Below are 19,761 nucleotides of genomic sequence, written 5' to 3'. Positions count from 1 at the left end.
CAGACTACAAGGTCCGCGACTGCGTCTTTCCCGCGACCTCGTAGATCACGAGGCCATCGTCCAATCGCAGGATCTTTGGCGGCACCGCTGGTGCAATGAGCGCGGGCACCTTCGAGCGGTCGTCCAACTTGCGCAGCTTCGTCTCGGGCGCCCCAGCCAGATCAATCCGCCGCGACTTCCACGCTCCGGTGTAGTCATCCATCTGAAAGACCACAGTCTGAAAGCGCGAGCCATCGGGCGAATACTCATGCGCCAAAATGGTCTTTCCCGAAGGGCTGAAGCGCACTTCGCGAACCCCGGCAGGTCCTTGCGAAAAAAAGCGCGGCTGGGTCTGCAATGAAGCCAAGCGCGATCGCCTCACTCCCGGCATAGACTTTTCCTCCACCGACCAATACATTTCGTGCGGCCCATCCCCCGCCAAGGCAAGCACCGTCGGACCACCGGGAGAGGTCCAGGTCCAGCTCGGGCGGAACCCCTCCTTCACCGCGAAGCGCTCCGCCACATTTTGCTCTGGCGAAGCCAGCTCTCCTTGAGGACCACAACCCACCAGCAAGATCCCGCTCAGCAAAAGCACCCTTTTCATCCTCTCAGGCTACCTCGGACCACCACCCCGGATCCAGCGTGGGAACCGACAGTTGCCCAAAACCGTTTTCCCACTACAATAGCAGCACTGAAGACGCAGTCCCTCACCCTCCAAGCACTCGACTGGACCTCCTCACCGATCGAGGTTCTTGATGAGCTGAGCCATCTTCCCAACCCCGTCTTTCTCGACACCGCTGGCAACCTCCCCCAAGGCGCGAATTCCCCCCACTCCCTCGTCGGGGCCCTCCCCGAGGAGCTCATCACCGGCAACCTCCACGACGCTGCTGACTTTTCCCGTCTCTCCGAGAGATACCGCGAGACCCTCGTTTCGGGCCCCGACTCGGGATTGCCCCTTGGAGCGTGGATCGGCACGGTCGACTACGACGGCCGCTTCTGGTTCGGGCTCTATCGCAACCTGCTCCTCTTTTGCCATCAGAATGAAGAGTGGTACGAAGTGGGCGGCGAAGGCCTCTCCCGGCTGCGCCAAAACAACTCCCCTGCCCGTCCTCCCCAGATTGGAGAATGGACCTCCAACTTTACCCGAGACGACTTCGAGAAAACCGTCTCCGCGGCCCAATCCTACATCGCGGCCGGCGACATCTATCAGGTCAATCTCTCGCAGCGATTCTCAGCTCCCACAGAAAGTGGCCGCATGCTCTCCTACTACGAAAAGCTTCGAGCCGCCTCCCCTGCTCCCATGGCCGCCTACCTCGATACTGGCAATCGCGAGATTCTCTCCTCCTCCCCCGAGCTCTTTCTCCGCCTCTCTGGTAGCAGTATCCAGACCCGTCCCATCAAAGGCACACGCCCGCGTTTCGACGATCCCGCCAGCGATCTGCGCTCTTCCCACGAGCTCAAAACCTCGGAGAAAGAGATGGCCGAGCTTCTCATGATCACAGACCTCCTGCGCAACGACCTGGGTCAACTCTGCGAGTTCGGCAGCGTGCAGGTCGAGGCTCTCGCCCGACTGGAATCGCTCGCCCAAGTGCATCACTTGGTCTCCACCGTCAGCGGCACGCTCAATCCCGACCTCACCCACCTCGACGCTCTCGCCAGTTGCTCCCCCGGCGGCTCCATCACCGGTGCCCCTAAAAAGAGAGCCTGCGAAATCATCGCCGAACTGGAGCCCACCCCGCGCGGACTCTACACCGGCTCCATCGGCTACTTTGGCCTCAATGGCGAATCCCAGTTCAGCATCGCCATCCGAACTCTCATTCACGAGAACGGAAAAGCCCATTACCATGTCGGGGCCGGAATCGTCGCGGACTCAGTCCCCACAATGGAATACGAAGAAACTCTCCACAAGGCGCGCGGCTTGAGAATGGTCTTCGAGAGCTAGGCTTTTTTCTGAAAATAAAAAACCCGGGCGGTCACTGCCACCCGGGTTTTGAAAAGACTCAATCCTCTGCGCTTACTCTAATTGTCCAATTGGAAGTTCGGCAGCGTGTAGATATGGGGCTCTTTTTCATCCCCCTGTAACAGCTTCAACATCACCGAACGATGAGACTCAAGAATGAGTAACTCGTCTTGATCGGCTAGGAAGATGTCGTTGATATCCACCCAATTCTGCATCCCTCCACCATCGAGCAACATGTAGTTGTCATAACCCTCCGAGTAGCTCGCTCCATTGACATCAACCACAGCGTCGCCATTCCAGAAGAGCAATTCGGAGCTTTGCAGGGGGTCAATTCCACCATCAAAGCCAGCCAAGACAGTATAGTTCCGGCCATTGCTACCCGCCGGCTTCTGATCAAACGGCCACATCGCGCCAGCAAGGTTGAAGCCCTCGTTCAAGGCAACCGCCTGATCATGACTGGCGATCATCCCGTAAGAAATCTGCTCTACTGGCGAACCAGGATTGAGCGCATCTCCGGATGCCTTCGGGTGAATCCAGTTGCCCATCGCAGGATCAATCCGGTAGTCACCATCATCATCTACCGTCACTAGGCTCCGGGTCCAGACAGGGTCTGGGGTCGAGTCGATGAGCATCAGAATCTCAAAGGTCGGAGTTTCCAGTCGGCTGTTGTAAAAGAGCAAACGAGTTGCCTGGTTGGGGTCTCCCGTTTCCAGGCCAGCGTAGGTCGAATCCAAGTCGAACAAGTCAGCCACCGTTTGGTAACGGATAATCTGATAGCTCTCTCCATTCAGGAATGCATCGGCAGGTAGCTCGCTCGAGGTACTCAAGCTATCCACTCCATCGCTTTCCGAGAAAATATCAGGGTCGTAAACCAAGGTGATACTGTCCACGCCACCCGAGAGGATATCGAAGCGCTCACCTTCCAAAGGCCCGCTTGTGATTTGCAAATAGTGCGACCCATTGCTCCCCGCCACGCTGCTCAAGTCAGCGCCCCCGGCAGAATCACCCACGTCGAAAGTGACATTGCCATCCAGGTCGGTAGACAAACTGAGCGCTCCGGTCGCAGCGAAGGTGCCGCTGAAGGTCGGCTTTTCACTGAAGGGATTGCTGAAGGTTGCACACTCGTAGTCATTGTAGCCCACGCACTGCCAACCGAAGGCCTCGGTGTAGTAGCTGGTGCCATCAATTTCAACGCACAGACGCACAATTCCACTGGCGGTTCCATTTGCCAATTCAGTCGCATTCTGCAGATTGGTGTAAGTGACCTTCTCGGCCTCCGCCGGCACATCCGCATCAGTTGTATTGACCACTGGCGAAATGCTGGTGAGGTCCGACCATACCGTTGGAGTTCCGAGGGTATCGGCTCCCTGCAAAGTATAGGTCACGTCTAACAGACCACCACGACGACGCATGAACTGCGCGCTCACCACTCCTGTTGCCGGGTCCTTGGTAAGGCAGAATTCGCCGTGACCAGGAAGACCGCTTCCGGGGTTCAAGCACAGAGCATACTCCAACGCATTGTTATACATGTCCCCGTCGGGATTACCACTAGGTCCATCGTTGGTTCCGGGATTGGAAGTGTGATCCAACTCCGCATCCCAAGTGTCCTGCCAACCGGCGTAGGTGTTGTCCTTCGGACTCGTGAAGCCAAAGTCATAACCCGCCACCGCAGGCTCTGAAGAAGGATCCGCTTGTTGGTCGGTGCCTGTCTCTCCCTGAACCGGAATCGCAGGAGTCCCCGCCGGATCATTGCTGTCGGTCAAGCTGGTCGCATCTCCTGAACCAATAACCGTAGGCTCGGTGTCGGTTGGTGTCTGCACCGCCAGCTCGTAGGTAGGTTGAGTTCCCCCACCTCCAGTGTTGTAATCTTCGTCGAGAAGAAGGTTCCCAAATGAGTAATGGCCGTTTTCATCCGTGATATCAGTCACCGACACCTCGGTGCCATCAGGATAGGTGATGGTGAGAGTGACGACTGCTCCCTGAATAGGCGACTCTCCACTTTCTTGGACACCATCTCCATCAGCATCGAGCCAGACGTAATTGCCCACTGCGGCGGGATCTTTGTAGTAGCCAAAGTCTGCCGTATCGTTGTCCGGGTCAGCGGAATCGATGGTTACAGGATAACCACTGTCCACCTGACTGTTGCCATCAGTGCCCGGGCTTGGGCCTTCACTATGCCAATAACCGTCGAGCACGTTGTTCTCATCAGTCACCACCACAATGTAGTCTCCGAGAGGAAGGCCCTCGAAGAGATACTCGCCACTGGCATCCGTGGTCATAGTTCCGATTGAGGCATCACTTGGGTCAACAACTCCATCGCCATCGACATCACGATAGAGAACCACGGTCACTCCCTCGATTCCACTTTCGCCGCCATCGAGAATCCCGTCACCATTAACGTCATTCCAGATGGTCGTTCCAATGCTACCATTATCGGTTGAGACATAGCCAAAGTCCTGGTCAACATTGTCGGGGGTGGCACTGGTCAAGGTCACCACACTCACAGAGTCCGAACCACCATCATTGTCGAAGGTGTTGTCCAAGTCTTGCAAAACCCCACCGGAGTCGAAATTGCTATCGGCAATCTTCACCGTATAGTCGGCCCCAGCTGCTCCGCTCCCATCATCGAGAGGCAGGCCTCCGAAGTAGTAGCTTCCATCGGGTCCGGTTTCGGTCACCGCAATCAACTCTCCATTTTCATCATAGAGTTCGACTACCACTCCGGGAATGCCGGTGTTCGTTTCGTTCTGATCTCCCGCACCGTCGGCATCCAGCCAAACATAATTGCCTATGGAACCAGTCTCTGCTGCGGGTTGGAATCCGAAGTCCTGCGCATCGTTGTTGCGAGTGGACGCATCCGTAACATCCAAGCTCAATGTCGAGGAATCATCCGTTCCTCCATCGCTTCCACTCTCCGTGGGAACAGGATGATACTCGGGAGGCAGAGTCGAGGTATCAACTTGCACCGTGTAGGAAATCGCCGGGTCGGGATCGAGATTCGGGAAGTGATAATACCCATTCTCATCCGTAACCGTGGTCCAGGTCTCGGAACCATCGGTCAAGGTGACGGTCACGCCGACCAATCCCGGCTCATTTGTATCCTGCGTCCCATTGCCATCGAGGTCGGCATAGATCGTGTCGCCAATGCTTCCAACTGGAGCGCCCGGGGTAGCTGGCGGATAGCCAAAGTCCTGCGCCAGATTCACTGGTGCTCCGCCATCAACCGTGACCGCACTGCTGCTGTCACCATCATTCTCCGGGTCTCCGCTTGGATTCACATCATAGCCCTCCGGCAGAGTGGCGGTATCCACCACCACCGTGTAATCATCGAAAGGAAGATTCGGGAAAAGGTAGTTGCCGTTCGAGTCCGTAACAGTTGTCGCAATCAAAGTAGATCCGGAGGCATCGTAGAGCTCAACCGTGACACCGGGGATGCCCTGCTCGCCACTATTCTGGCTTCCATTTCCATCATCGTCCGCCCAGATGGTATCGCCAATCGCGCCGAGAGTGCCATCGGTTGGATAGCTAAAGTCTTGCGCTCGGTTGTCTGGAGCTGCCTCCGTAAGAAGCACCGGACTCGAAGAGTCATTATTCCCATCGCTGTCGTGCGTCGCGGTGGTTTGGTAGCCTGCGGGCAAGCTCGAAGTATCAACCTCAACCACGTAGCCTCCCAGCGGCAAGCCATCGAAGAGGTAGTTGCCGTCCGAATCGGTCACGGTAGTCGCAATGATATCAGCAGCATCAACGGAGCCATCGCCATTCACATCATCTGCCAAGCCATCACCATCGTCATCAGCATAGAGGTTGACTGTCACATCAGCGAGACCAGGCTCGTTGCCCTGCGACGATTGATCACCACCGCTGTTGTCGAGGTCGCCCCAAATGGTATCACCGATCGAGCCGAGCGCTTCACCCGTCGTGTAGCCAAAGTCTTGGTCCGTCACATCCGGTGTTCCCGAGTCAATCGTGGTCGCACTCTGGTTCGGAGTGCCAGCCACTCCATCGGCATCATGAGTCTGCTCCAAGCCGCTTAAAACACCCTCGGTATCGTTCACCCAGACAATGTAGTCGTCATAAGGCAAGTTATCGAAGAGGTAGCTGCCATCACTCGCAGTGGTTGTGGTATTGATAATCGGCTCACCCACATCCCAAACTCCATCGCCATCGAGGTCATCGATTAGGCTCACCGTGACTCCCCCGATACCAGGCTCACCGGCATCTTCAAAGCCGTCTCCATCGAGGTCGTTCCAGACGACATCGCCAATACTACCGAGCGGAGCAGTCCCCTCAGGTTGGTAGCCAAAGTCCGCATTCAAGAAGACATCTCCTGGAGCCAAGACGATAGGTTGGCTCGAATTGTCATTCGCTGCCGGACTAGGGTCCGTTGTAGCAAAGTGGTCCGGGTCGCCGGTCTGGGTATAGTCAGCTCCAAGAATATCGTGGCTCGCCGTCGCACTATCGGTCACTTCCACGACATAGGCATCAGGGACCAAACCATCGAAGTAATAGCGACCATTGCTGTCTGTTGTCGCCGTGGCAACGACAGTATCGTAGATCCCATTGCCATCAGCGTCTCCGTAGAGCGTAACCTCAACCCCCGCAACGGGTGCCTCGCCATCATCTTGAATGCCATCGCCATCAGCATCGATCCAGATGAAGTCTCCCAAGGCTGCCATTTCCGCACCAACCGTAGCGGTCGGATCGTTCACTTCCCCTGCCGGATTGATATTGTAGCCAAAGTCCGCCGTGCTGTTGTCCATTGGCTCGGTTCCGCCTAACAAGACGGGATAACCATAATCTCCCGCTCCCGGATTATCCGAATCATCCTGATTGCCGAAGTCGCCACCCATGTTGGTAAGCGGGCTTTGGGTAAAGCCAGTTGGCAAGGTCGTCTCATCGACATTCACGTAATACTCCCCGGCGGGAAGCTCGGTAAAGAGGTAGCCCCCATCAGCATCCGTGTAGGTCGTTGCAATCACATTGCCGTCTCCGTCGTAGAGGTCGACCTTCACGTTTGCGAGCCCCGGCTCACCGTCATCCTGGTAGCCATTGCTGTCCTCATCGTGCCAGATGTAGTTTCCGATCGTTCCAACCGGAGGACCAATCAATCCGAGATCGAGGTCAGTATCGGAGTCGCCCGCAGCCAAGGTGACGGTCTGGGTCCGTCCGGTGACGACATCGGCGTCACTGTCGGTATTGGTATCCCCGCCGGAATCATCCCCATCGACATTCTGTGCAGTTGGCCCATATCCGAAGGGCAAAGTCGCATAGTCAAACTCGACGTAATAGTCGCCAGCCAAGAGGTCATCGAAGAGGTAATTGCCTTGTGCATCAGTGGTCGTCACTCCAACCACGGCCTCGGTCGCCGCATCGTAGACCCGCACCGTGACGCCAGGCACGCCGGCCTCGCCTGCATCCTGTAGGCCGTCGCCGTTACCATCAATCCAGACCGTGTCACCGAGTGAAGCAAGGTCTTCCCCGAAGTTGAAGTCCACTCCGCGCTCTCCGCCAGCAAGAGTAATTCCCGTTATCGTATCTGAACCCGCCATTCCTTGGTCAGCAGTCGTGCTGCTCGGGGAGGCAGAGGTATCGATGACGTCTCCAGAATCCGTAGTGGTGGAGAACCAACCGGCAGGCTGGGTCTCAATCACATCATAAGTTCCCGGATTGATTCCCGCGAAGCTATAGTCGCCATTTTCATCAGTGACCGTGGCCAACTCTACTGAGTTTCCAAAGATATCAGTTCCAGTCAGAGTGATCGTCACCCCTGGGATGCCAGCTTCGGTGACATCAAGGTTGCCCAAGTTATCAGCACCCGCATCTCCATCGGCACGATCGTCATCGTGATAGACCTTTCCGCTCAAACTAGCGAGCTGCTCGAGAATCACGTCTACTTCCGCCGGGTCACTATTATCCCCCAGATCCGTCTCTGTGCTCGAAGTCGAAATATTTGCGATATTAACCTGAATCTCACCCCAGTTTGACGTCATGTAGGCCTGGTCCACCGCAAAGGTCACCGTAATCGAACCTGTCTCCCCAGGAATCAAGGTCCCGGCGGAATAACTGAAGTCGTTGGAGGAGCCAAGTGTTCCCGGCGACACAGACTGAATCACCAAGCCCGCAGGCAGAGTATCGGAAATCACCACGTTCTCGGCATCGCCATTGCCATTGTTGCCGTAGGTGATGGTGAAAGAACCGCTTCCATAGAGGTCGACCACCTCAGTATCCGCTACTTTCTCAATCCAAACATTCGCCAAGCCATTTGCATCGGTAATCACCGTGAGAGCACTTGCGTCGTTGTTGTCGTAGTCGGTCTCCTGCCGTTCATTTTCGATCGTGACCACGTTGTTCAGGCTATCACCAGCCACTCCGCCACTTTCCGTGACCTGAACGGTAAAGCTTCCACTCGCACCAGTTGGTTGATCTCCAAGGCTCCAGATCAGAGCCGTCAAACCGCTTCCCTGATAGTTATTATCCACTGTTGGCGATCCACTCGCAGCAACATAGACAGTATTGGCAGGCAAGACATCGGTCACCACCGTATTGATTGCACCTTGTGGTCCCAAGACCTCCCAAGCCACCGTATAATTAATGGTCTCTCCCGCACTCTCCTTTACCGCACCGGTATCCACGACCTTGGTGACAACCAAGTCCGTCAGGCGAAGATTGATGGAATCTTCCGCAGTATTATTGGCAAGATTATCATCGATCTCAGGAGTGCTCGTGGCAATCGAGATGGTATTGTCCACCGTGCTTTGACCTGCTGGAGCAGGATCATCCACTACCACTTGGAAGCTGAAGCTCGGCACTTCTTCCACCACATAAGTCGCCCGCCAGGAATTTAAACAAGCTGTCGCGGTCGCGTCCGTGCTAGTCATGGTTACTCGCAGGATCATATCCGTATTCGAAATATCGATGTCCGAGATGTCCGCGAATCCATCTTCCAGCTCATCAGGACCGAACAGTGAACTCGAACCGCTGCTGTCGAGAATCTCGTAAGTGATGGTAACAGCCTCGTCAGCATCAGCGCTGACCAAAAGCTTGTCCCAACTCGTAAGAGTGCCGTTCGCAGAAATTGGAAAATCTTCCGTGACCGAGGTGGCATAAGCATTGGTCCCTCCGCGAAGCTTCACCACGACCACCCCCGGATCGTCCACTTGCGATCCTTTACTTACCGTTCCAAAGGTCGGAGTGGGGACTCCACCAGGATAGGTGTAGGAGGGGTTGGCCGCACCGGTCGAGTAGAGAACTCCACCATTAGTTTGCGTTCCATAGAAGAGCTCGTTGATCCCGTCGTCATCGACATCGTAACTATTCATCCGCTGACCGCCGTTTTGACCCGGCAGAAAGAGATAACCGTTATTCTCAGTGGGACTGAGCTTCTGATACTCGCGAATCGAACCATCGGCGTTCGGGAAAATCACGTAGGTCGCCCCGAGATTGCTCGAGCTGCCCGAACCCACGCTGTAGTCATCATCATTCGCAGCAGAAATGGCGAACTCATTGATGCCATCGCCATCCAGGTCACCAATGACCGCGACACCATATCCCAAATTATCAGCATCATCGAGGGCTAGGGAACTCGAGGAAGTCGAGGAATACTTCACAACATCCGAGATCTCACCTGAGGTCTCTAAGAGCAGGAGATAAGCCGCACCTCGGTTTGCACCCCCGTCGTCATCTCCGGAGGCCCCAACCAAAAGATCTTCCGCGCCATTTCCGTCGATGTCGCCAACAAACTCGACATCATATCCGAACAGGTCGCTGGTTTGCAAAACTCCATCAAGCAATGGGTCCCGACCATCCTGCATCTTGATGAACTTCGTCACGTTGCCAGTCAAATTCCCAGAACCATCACGCTCCAGCCACATCATATAGTAGCCTCCGGAGTTAGTTTCACCGCTACCATCCAAGTTCACATCACCCGACACGAGGACTGACTCTCCGCTTCCTGCGAAGTCTTCGATATAGGTCAAGCTTCGGCCCAGCCCCTGTGAAGTGTCGTTATCCGCAGGAGTCAGACCATTGACTGTTACGAATCCCGCCGAACCCGAGACAATCTGCGAGGTCCCTTTCAGGGTTCCATCGTTGTTGAGATACAGGAAGGTTACCGAACCCCTATTCGTATTCAAAAGGTTCGTTCCATACGACCCAACCGCCACATCCGGCACTCCATCTCCGTCAGCATCGCCAATTGGTTCTACCGAGAAGCCAAACAAGTCGAAGGCAGCCAGATTGGACAAGTGTCCATTCGCAGCTGAGGTCCCTCTTCCCAATTCAATGGCAGAAGCCACTGTACCATCAGCGTTCATTAGATTCACGATCACTGAACCCAAATTCACATTGTCTAGGTCCTGCTCATTGGCTTCATCCAGGTCGCGGTAAGGGGAACCGACGATGTAGTCGACCACTCCATCACCATTCACATCACCGATTGCATGGTAAGTCGATTGATGGGCCTTGGTATGACCAGGGTCATCCGTGCCTCCGGCCCCATCATTATCCCGATCGGTATCAAATGACACATGGGTATCATATCCTGCATCGACCGAACTGACTTCGGAGAGATAGCTCTCCACCTCCACTATCGGACGAGACTCGAGACAGAGAACAGCACCCGCACTACCAAGTGGTTCTTTTCTAACAAAGACCCGATGGATGGTATCCTCACTAGCGTCGCCCACGACCTCATCGACTTCCCAGTCATCCCCATTGTGGCGAATGGCCCAGTTGGCTTCTCCGTTGTCATAGAACGGGAGGGCAGTCAGGGCGTTGTCTCCCTGATTGGATAGTTCCGACGTGCTTAGGGCAGGTCCGATACCGCTGTGTCCGGGAATCGCCAGCCATGTTCCATCCGCATGAAGGGTATTGAAATTCCCCGCACCCGTTTGCACGTAGCTCGTTCCGACTTTAAAGTCATCCGTAGTCCGGAAGTGAACCAAGCGAGAGTGAGCACTAGTCTCCCCGTAGAATCTCAAGGTATCAAAATCGAGAGCCGCCGCGAGCGAGTTGCTCACATGACCCCAGTTCTCGGATCCGCTTTCATCGTCGCCCAAGGCATTGGAAGAAAACAGAGGAAGGTTCGTGCTGCGCACCTCCAGCTCGGGATTCGTCCCACCCTGGTGCACATAGTTGAGAATCATCAACCAGCCTCCGCCAGCAGTATCGCCGTCGACGTAACCTTGGAAGCTCAGGCCCCCGATACGGAACCAATAGGTGCCAGTCGGAACACCTCCCAAAGCGACAAGGTCAGTGAACGGATCAACCTCCGTTCCTGTCCCATAGCCGGGAATGCCATCAAATGTCGCTGGCGCGGGAAGAGTATCAAACTGCACTTCGAAACTTTCAGGTTCATCCGCATTCGGGCTCCAAACCACCCCTGCTCCGGCCGGCAGTTCAAGAGACCCTGGAACGTAGCTGGTGCCTGCCGGGATGATTTCGGAGATGACCACGTCATCCGCATCCGCATTACCAGTATTATTGTATTCGATCGAATAGGTGAGAGTTTCCCCGGACTCCGTCCAAGTCTCATCCTGATCGGAATCATTGACCACACTCTTGGCGATGCTCAACTCGGGACGGTAGACACGTGTTGACACATCATCGGAATTGTTCGAAAGGAAGTCCTCAGCCGGATCCGAGTCACTCTGGTTGTCAACAACCAGGGTCGTCGCGTTGTTGACGGTCTCGCCATCTGCGGCGGTCTCGGCAACAAAACCTTGATAAGTAAAGGTGATAATAGCTCCTACTGGCACACCAATATTTCGATAGTAGTCTGCGTCACCAGTGTTGGCGGTGGTGCCGAAATACCAGGTAACGGTATCACCACCTGCAGGGGAAAGAGTATCCAAGGTCGCACTGACGGGAAATGTCACTGGCGCGCCGACACCATCTTCGAGAGTTACGCTTGCGCCATCGTCATCCGTCGCCTCGACTGTCGCAAAGCCATTGAAGGCGGTGGGATGCGGCACGAAGTTAGCAGGCAAAACATCCTCAACTTTCACTCCGTAGGCGGTCTGAGTTCCCGTGTTGGTCACTTCGATCGTATAGGTAATCGGATCACCAGGGCGCAATCCAGGCACACTGCCTTCGGCACTGGCAGACTTGGCAATCGCCATATCAACACCCGGAATCTGAGTCATCGCGGTGGCGACGTTGTTATCCGGACCATCACCGGGATCCTCGGGGTCATCACTCTCCTGTGCACTCGTCGAGATCGTGGCCGTGTTGATATAGGCTGTTCCTGGTGCAGTCCCCCCGGGAATCGTGGTGCTCACCAGAATGTCGGTATCCCCCGCGTTGGCAGGAACCGTCCCTACCTCAAAGGCTATGAAAGTGACCGTCGCCGGTGGAGACGTCGACCAGCCCGCGCCCGAAGTCCCGGGGGTGAAGGTCGGAGCACTTGGCGCATCGGTGTAATAAGCGGTCACTCCGGCAGGGAGCAAAACGCTGTTGAACGAGAGACCGGATGGAATCGCGTCAATGATCGTAACATCAGGGGCATCATTGTTGGTCCCATTGCTATAGGAAATGGTCCATACAACGGTCTCCCCTGCTTGGGCGACGCTCACCGCTGACTTGGTAATCTTTGGATCTGGGAAAGGCAGCACGACCTCCTGCTCATCGCTGTTGTCATAGTTGGAATCTTCCACATCGGAGGTGGTCACCTCCGCAACGTTAGTCAGGGTATCCCCTGCCGCTCCCGTCACTTGAACCTGATAGCTGATGAAGACATCCGCAGACTGTCCGGGGAGGACCCCCATCGCTCCACCATCTTGGGTGAGCGAAGTCCAAGTCAGAACACTATCCCCACCAGTCGGATCATCCAGAATCGCATAGCCCGGGGTGAGCATCTGGGTACTGCCTTCCACAAAGCTCATGCCCGTAGGCAGAGTGTCAGTGATGACGACGTCGTTGGCTTCATTCAAACCACGGTTCGCCACCAGCAGGGTAAAGGTGATCAGGTCGCCATCTTTAGGCTCGGTCGTGCTGGCAATTTTGCTCAAAGTGAGATCCGGATTAGCGATGGTCACGGGGTCGCTGTCGCTGACGACGACGGATGAGCGTTCGTTCGAGGCAAAGCCCTGCACCGTGTTGATGCTCTCGGTTCCGGATGCGACGGTAGAAAGTGAACGCACGATGAAGGTCAGGCGTCCGCCTTCCCCGGTCAGCAAGTCATCCTTGAGGCCGGGAGAACCGGCAATGCGCACCTCAACTGTTTTTGATCCATCCGCATTGTTCGTGATCGTAACGTTGGGATCAGTCTTGATGTCAATCTCACCCGCTACCTGACCGTTTGAAACAGCGATATCGTTCCATTCGTGACGAATACGGCGCAGGTCCACATTCTTGGGCAAGTAGTCAGTGATGGTGACGATATCATCGGTGAAACCGGAGTTATTGATATAGTCCACGTTCCAGCGAAAGCGCTCTCCTGCGGTAACGAGATCTTTGTTGCTAGACTTGGAAATCTGAAGACCCGGGAAAGACTCAACCGTGGTGCGCACCTCATTGCCCACGGCCTGCAGGTTGGTGTCGGAGAAGATCACCAACTCATTGAAAATAACCGTCCCCTCGGGCGAGCCATCGGTTCCAACGGTTGTTCCATTGTCATCATTGACCACAGTGAAGGTGACGGTCTTGTAGGACGCCGAGACATCCAACTGGGGAGGCGAGAGGCTTGGATCATCGACCTTGTAGGCAATCCAAGTGGTCTGGTCACCAAAGGGGCTTGTCCAAGTATCGTCGGAGTAGTCCGTTGGCGTTCCATTGTCGTCCAAGAGTCCCGGTGTGAAGTTTCCGCTAATCACACTGAAATCAACCGGGTTCAGAACACTGATTTGGTTGGCCGGCATGGAAGGCGGCAGCTTGTCAGTGAACCAGACTTCCTCACCATTCGGCGCCGTCGCATCGACAAAGGTCGTCCGGAACGGAATCCGATCGACCACCCAAGTATTCACCGAAGTCGCCGTTCCAACGTTTCGGTAGTTGACCTCATAGGTCACTTCCTCGCCCGTCCCGATGACATTGAGCACATCGTCTTTGTTAGCCTGCAAGAGCGGAGTTCCGGAAACAATACCACTCGTTTGGATGCTGGCTTCGAACGGAGAACAAAGGTCGTCAAACCCTGTTAGATTGGCGTTCACGGTATAGACCGAAAGATTCTCAGTCCCGTTGGGGAAGCCGAGTTCCATCGCAACGGTAGCCTCCTCGCCCGGGGCTAGCTGGCGACCCAACTGAAGAGTCACGTTACCATTAATCGGATCGAAATTCGTAATCGTTCCTCCATCAACTCCCTGGATGGAAGGGTAGGTAGGAATACCGTTCACATTGACCGGTGTGAGCTGCAAATCGACGGTCACATCACTGAAGGCATCCAAGCCAACGAGTCCAGAGTCGGCGGACTCGTTTTTCACAATCAATGAATACTCCGCAACACCCGGAATCACGGTTACCGGCGTGACGCCCGCCGCTTCCGAATCGATGAAGAACTCGCCTTGGGGAGGCTTCACCCGGGTCAAGTCGTCGTTCTTATAAGAAAAAGGCTCGGTGAGTGTTTGGAGGGTGCCGTCAGTCTTGCGATAGACTTTTGCGAGACCCCAGTTCTCAATCCAGAATTCATCGCAGGGGTCGGCTGGAGTCGAGACCGTGGTATTGAAGGCCGCATAAACGCGAGAACCCGGATCATCGGGAAAGTCGATAAAGGACGGCATCGATGGATGATGAACCGCCACCCAAGTTACCGTTGCAGGTTGGGTCTGACTCCAATCCGCAGGGGCTGTTCCGGGGAGAACGGAATAGTCGAAGGGAGGATGAACCTCAGGATCGTCGTAAGCAGGATCGCTCCCGACGTAGAACCAAACCGTCGCCCCTTCGGCAGTGGTGATGTCTTCTTTACTGCGACGATTGTGAAGTGAGGCCGAAACAAAAGCCACCTCGGCGGGAATACGATCGAAGTAGACCACATCATTCAGCTCAATGACTCCGCAGTTCGTGTTGTAGAGACGATACTGAACAGGGTCGCCTGCGACAACCGGAACGACTCCGTCGATATCCAAGCCACAGGGAACATCCTGCTCCTTCGGCAGGTAGTGTGGAAAATAGCCAAACTTACAGAAACAGCCACCAATCGGCACATCCACAATCATGGGGAGTTCGTCGCTCAACAACTCGGTCTGATCAGAATCAAGCCCAGCAGTATTGGTGAACTCCGTGAGCTGGGGAATGTCCGATGCCAAGTCGACCTTGAACTCGATTTGATAACCATCGCCTACCTCTAAAGTGCCAAAATCCCAATAGACACTCTGCGCGGGAACCTCAGTGGTGTGAACTGTGACCGCAGTCGAAGTGAAGGTCGCGGGTATCGTGGTGGTGGTCCCATCAGCATTGAACTTGATCGCCGACAAGGAGTGGGCCGGATTGCTGGGGTTGAGTAGATAGGAGTCACTCGTGTCGCCATCCCCATTGGGATCGATGAGGCCCGAGAGGTCGTCGTAGATGACGGTGTTATACATTCGCGACCGATTTTCCTCATCATAGTCGTTCCCGTCGACAGGACCGAAGGGGTCACGAATGCGGAAGGTCAGCGTATCACTGATGCCCGGGCTGTTTCGTGCAATCACGTAGTTCTCACCATTCAGACCAAAGACGCGGGTCACCCCCGGAGCAGCCAGAGTCGCTCCCGCCTTGGTCATATTCGGAGCAGGCTCGGAGGTAATAACAGTCTCGACCTCCTCCGCGACTTTGTCCTCGCCGTTGTCGACATGAACGTTGGCGTTGTTGCGGTAGATGGTGGAATTCAAGGTGCCATTGGGAGCTTCCACAAACAGCTGAAGCACCAGAGAGTTTCCGGCCTCGATCTCGTCGAAATACCAAACCACTGAGTTCACCGGAAACGACGACATCCCATCGGGGAAGGATGGCAAGGGGGCACCCGTTGCGGCATCGGTCGTTCCGTCCGCCGTGAAGATTCCACCCTCGGAGATTTGTCCGATGATGGGCTCATCCGTCTGCCCGTAGTCAGCGGGGTAAGCTATGCCCCGACCATTCATCGGCAACGTATCCCAAACGATTACGTTCTGCGCATTGACGAAGTTGGCGGAAAGTCGGACCTGATAGGGAAACTGCACCCCGGCAGGAATGGTCTCGACCGTTTTCTTGTCGAAAAGAATCACGGTCTGGGGATTCCAGGTCACCGTCATCTCGCGCACCACCGGTGCAGTCGCGCCACGCTTGTAATCCACCCTCACACGAATTTCAGGATAAGCCGCTGCATCCAAACCACTGATATCCAAACAACCCTCCGTATCAAAATTTGATAGATCGAGATCGACGAATCCCACAATGGGGGCATCTCCGTTGTTGGGGTCCAGGAGTGTGATGTCCAGAGCATCATTGCTGCCGTAGCTCGCATCCAGACAGAGCTTGTCCCAAGCATCGAAGCTAGGCGGCGTAATGACTACCGAGGTCTGTGAACCGGCCGCCTGACCAGAATCCAGGCTCGTTGTTCCCGCGAAAACATCGACCGACACATTGCTCAACGAAAACGTTCCGAGCTCGTCATTGAAGGTGTTCGTCCAAGTTCCTTCATTGTTGTCGACGATTGGCGCCGCGTCCAAGGCGGCTTGTAAGAGAATGAACCATGCTATCAGAGCAAGGCCAAAGTATTTTCCGAAGGGCGGGTGAATTTGGGGCTTCATAACGAGGGGTGGGAGTACAGTTTTGGAAAGGGAGGGGGAAAAGAGGGTTCGCGAACTCGATGAAAAGGCAGTTCGAACTCGCTGCGATCGGCACTAGGCAAGAGACCTGCTACGCCTTGTCAAAGAGGCACCGAGACCAATGAATAAAAGGAAGAACGAGCTCGGCTCGGGAACAAAAGTATGGGTTCGAAGCACAAAGTCAGTGCTCGTATCCGTGTGAGGTCCCCCGCCAGTTACCGTCCCATTGACCGCACCCCAGATGGCTTGGTCCGCTTCGGACACATACCAGGTGGCAGGGAATTGGGATTGGCCCCCTTCGGCCTGTGGGAACTCCCAGGAGTTGTCCACTGAACTGGTGTAGAGTAGCCACTCGGCATTCTCATCAGGAGTATCGGAGTTCCTAATAAAAACATACGCCTGTTCTCCGGCAGCGAAAACGTCGGTGCCATTGGAGTCTTCTGAAGTCGAGGTCTGTCCGGTTTCCAGAAACCCGGTTCCGACAAATCGTGAGTTCACTCCCACCGAAATAAAGGCATCGGCTTGAGTCCCTCCCGCACCGCTGGTATCCGTATCCGGGGAGGTCACGGCATCAAAAACCATCCAATTGTTGACCCACTCACTGTAATTCGAAGCCGTCGGAGTAAAACCCAATGCGAAGGCTCCCAGCTCAATGGAAAACTCGGGCTGGCTGATTGGCGCCCCAGTACTGGTAATGATTTTTTGCGCGACCGTGGATGTCCCCCAATCAATCTGGACGGTGGCAGATTGCGCTTGAGCTGTCGAAAGAGCGAAAACAGCGGGTAGAAGACAAGCTAATACACTTCGATTGAGAGGCCAGAGAGCGGGTCTCTGGACTCCCTTTTGAACGCGGGAACACATGGGGGATAAGGGGGTAAACTAAGGGTGAAATTGAACAGTGATAACTCCTAGGAGTTATCGGGTTCGATAGTGCACCAAGTTGCATTCCTCAGGCAAGACGGAAATTACGGACATCTTAATTATTGGTTTTATTACAAAACACTTACAAAAAATGTGACCATGTCTTAGCGAATTTTCCGCTTCCACTCAACCCAATCATGGATACCTATTTTTGAGTGGCTCGGGAAAGGGCTCCAATCTCTCTATCTCTTTGTATATAAGAGAGATAATTCACAACGAATTCTCTTCAAAAGAAGCCAACCTGATCATCATCCAATCGAGCGACGAGATTCCATCTTGAGGGAAATCGGTAGTTTGCTCAGCCGAAAAAGTGGTAATGAAGGACCGCTCTCAGTTCCAAAAAAAATTCAGCTCACGATCACATTGGAACCTTGCTGACTCTGCAAGCTTCCAATCTGAACCACGATCGGAGCGCCTGCCTCATGCAGAATATCTTCCGCTTGAGAGAGCTTATCCGGGGCAATAGCCAAGAGGAGCCCTCCGGAGGTCTGAGCATCAGCCAGGAGAATCTTCATCTCATCGCTAACATCCGCACCAAACGAAACCTGGGGCTCGGCAGTTGCCAGATTCTTGCGTGTTCCTCCCGGGACGCAACCTTCCGCAATGAGGGAAAGAACTCGCGAGTCGATGGCCGGGATGGCGCTGGAATCCAGGTGGGCGGTCACTCCCGACTCCCGGCAGATTCCCAAAAGATGACCCAAGAGACCGAATCCGGTCACATCTGTGCCACAAGTGGTCAGACCGGCCTCCGCCACCGGGGTTCCGGGGGTATTGAGGCTGGCCATCAACTTGGCCGCCCTTGCTTCCAGGTCACCAATTTCCAGCCCACGCTTAACCGCAGTGGAGAGAATTCCGGTCCCCAGTGGTTTTGTCAGAAGGAGGACATCCCCCTCCCGTCCACCCGCGTTGGAAATCACTTTCTCGGGATGCACGAGGCCCGTCACCGAAAGTCCATAAAGCGGCTCGGGGTTCTGGACAGTATGGCCACCGGCGAGCACACAATTTGCCTCCGCCACCTTGTCAGCCCCGCCACGCAGGATGGCGTTCACAGTTTCCAAGGAAATCTCGTCGGTGGGCACCGCCACAATATTCATCGCGGTAATGGGCCGCCCCCCCATGGCGTAGACATCGGAGAGCGAGTTGGCGGCCGCGATTTGGCCAAATTGATAAGGATCGTCGACGATGGGGGTGAAGAAGTCGAGGGTCTGCACGAGGGCTTGGCTATCGGACAAACGATAGACCGCCGCGTCATCCGAAGAGGTGGAACCGACCAGCAAATTGGGGTCATTGATATTAGCCAGACCACGCAAAACTTGCGTCAGATCCGCTTGGGAAAGCTTCGACGCTCATCCAGCACAGGATGAGAGTTCGGTCAGGCGTTTGATATCCTCGCGACTCATGATGCCGAGAGGGTAAACCTCCCAGCCGAACCCGCAATCGATAAAAGCTGCTTGGCCCAACAAGTCGCGAGAGCCCTTCGACGGGAAACCAAGCCCCAACCAACGGCCCGCAGACCCGCCGGCTCCTTTGCTTCTAACATCTGCTTAAACTCCGTTCCCATTCGCTTCGTCCTGCCTGCGCCAAATCTTCACCACGGTGTGACAAATCTGACTCAGAAAAAGGCTGAAAAAAGAAACCATGGCCAATGTGGCGAAAAAGAGAGGGACATCTTTGCCGCCAAAGATGAAAATTAGCATCCAAAGCCCCGCGACGACCAAGGAGCTATCCCGCCAACGGGCATACATTTCCACCAGGCGTATGATGAATCGTTCACCCCGGGTCTGGGCGAGATGCGCAAACTCGAGTTCTTCGAAGAATCGCATCTCGTGCTCGTTGTTCGTGACCTCCTAGCCCACGAAGAGCTCATCTTCGCTGACCAAGTCCTCGCGAGTGCTCGCCCCGGCATCACGGATGGAGCGCAAGGTGCGCTTGACCCCGCGACGAGTATTGGGACCCGCAACCACTTCGCGCACTCCGTCAACAGCAGCGGGAACGATAGCCGCCACTCCCAGACAGGCGACGATGAAGGCAACAGGCTTACGAGCTTCTTCCTTGATCAGATCTCCAACAATGATTCCGACTGCAGCCCCCAGAACGGCCGAACCCACGTCCGCCGTTGTCTCCGCCCAAGGACTTACCACTTTACGCTGCTCTTCGATAGCCATGGGCGGACCTTACTGCAAA

General features: G+C 55.1%; 7 protein-coding genes. 1 reads left to right on the top strand and 6 read right to left on the bottom strand.

Annotated features, from left to right (window positions below; genetic code table 11):
• Positions 1 to 4: 4 nt before the first annotated feature.
• On the bottom strand, positions 5 to 502 hold the full coding sequence (locus IE099_RS15130; RefSeq protein WP_229809539.1) for a hypothetical protein: 498 nt from the start codon (positions 500 to 502) through the stop codon (positions 5 to 7).
• A 27-nt stretch (positions 503 to 529) separates the two neighbouring features.
• Here IE099_RS15130 and pabB point away from each other — a divergent pair, with 27 nt between their 5' ends.
• On the top strand, positions 530 to 1,921 hold the full coding sequence (gene pabB / locus IE099_RS15125; RefSeq protein WP_189571542.1) for an aminodeoxychorismate synthase component I: 1,392 nt from the start codon (positions 530 to 532) through the stop codon (positions 1,919 to 1,921).
• A gap of 77 nt (positions 1,922 to 1,998) precedes the next feature.
• On the opposite strand, the gene IE099_RS15120 is transcribed toward pabB, so the two are convergent.
• The 5 genes from IE099_RS15120 to IE099_RS15100 all read right to left on the bottom strand — a co-directional run bounded on the left by IE099_RS15120 (position 1,999) and on the right by IE099_RS15100 (position 19,742).
• On the bottom strand, positions 1,999 to 16,638 hold the full coding sequence (locus IE099_RS15120) for an SdrD B-like domain-containing protein (RefSeq protein ID WP_189571539.1): 14,640 nt from the start codon (positions 16,636 to 16,638) through the stop codon (positions 1,999 to 2,001).
• A 93-nt stretch (positions 16,639 to 16,731) separates the two neighbouring features.
• Positions 16,732 to 17,517: a PEP-CTERM sorting domain-containing protein gene (locus tag IE099_RS15115; RefSeq protein ID WP_189571536.1), complete on the bottom strand. Its 786-nt coding sequence runs from the start codon at positions 17,515 to 17,517 to the stop codon at positions 16,732 to 16,734.
• Between the two features lie 407 nt (positions 17,518 to 17,924).
• The gene (selD, locus tag IE099_RS15110; protein ID WP_377047573.1) at positions 17,925 to 18,977 is read right to left on the bottom strand and encodes a selenide, water dikinase SelD; all 1,053 of its coding nucleotides are present in this window, start codon (positions 18,975 to 18,977) and stop codon (positions 17,925 to 17,927) included.
• A gap of 144 nt (positions 18,978 to 19,121) precedes the next feature.
• Entirely contained in the window at positions 19,122 to 19,400 is a 279-nt protein-coding gene (locus IE099_RS15105) for a hypothetical protein (RefSeq protein WP_189571530.1), read from the bottom strand.
• 24 nt (positions 19,401 to 19,424) lie between these two features.
• Positions 19,425 to 19,742 (bottom strand): hypothetical protein, encoded by a 318-nt coding sequence (locus tag IE099_RS15100; RefSeq protein WP_189571527.1) that lies wholly within the window; start codon positions 19,740 to 19,742, stop codon positions 19,425 to 19,427.
• Positions 19,743 to 19,761 lie beyond the last annotated feature (19 nt).

The organism is Roseibacillus persicicus (assembly GCF_014651675.1).
Lineage (GTDB): Bacteria > Verrucomicrobiota > Verrucomicrobiia > Verrucomicrobiales > Akkermansiaceae > Roseibacillus > Roseibacillus persicicus.
This window is presented reverse-complemented; position numbering and strand designations above follow the sequence as displayed.

What these genes read in the sequence shown, in the direction of transcription:
- IE099_RS15120 (WP_189571539.1), bottom strand. Translation starts at nt 16,638, where the DNA reads ATGAAGCCCCAAATTCACCCGCCCTTCGGAAAATACTTTGGCCTTGCT.
- IE099_RS15115 (WP_189571536.1), bottom strand. Translation starts at nt 17,517, where the DNA reads ATGTGTTCCCGCGTTCAAAAGGGAGTCCAGAGACCCGCTCTCTGGCCT.
- IE099_RS15105 (WP_189571530.1), bottom strand. Translation starts at nt 19,400, where the DNA reads ATGCGATTCTTCGAAGAACTCGAGTTTGCGCATCTCGCCCAGACCCGG.
- IE099_RS15100 (WP_189571527.1), bottom strand. Translation starts at nt 19,742, where the DNA reads ATGGCTATCGAAGAGCAGCGTAAAGTGGTAAGTCCTTGGGCGGAGACA.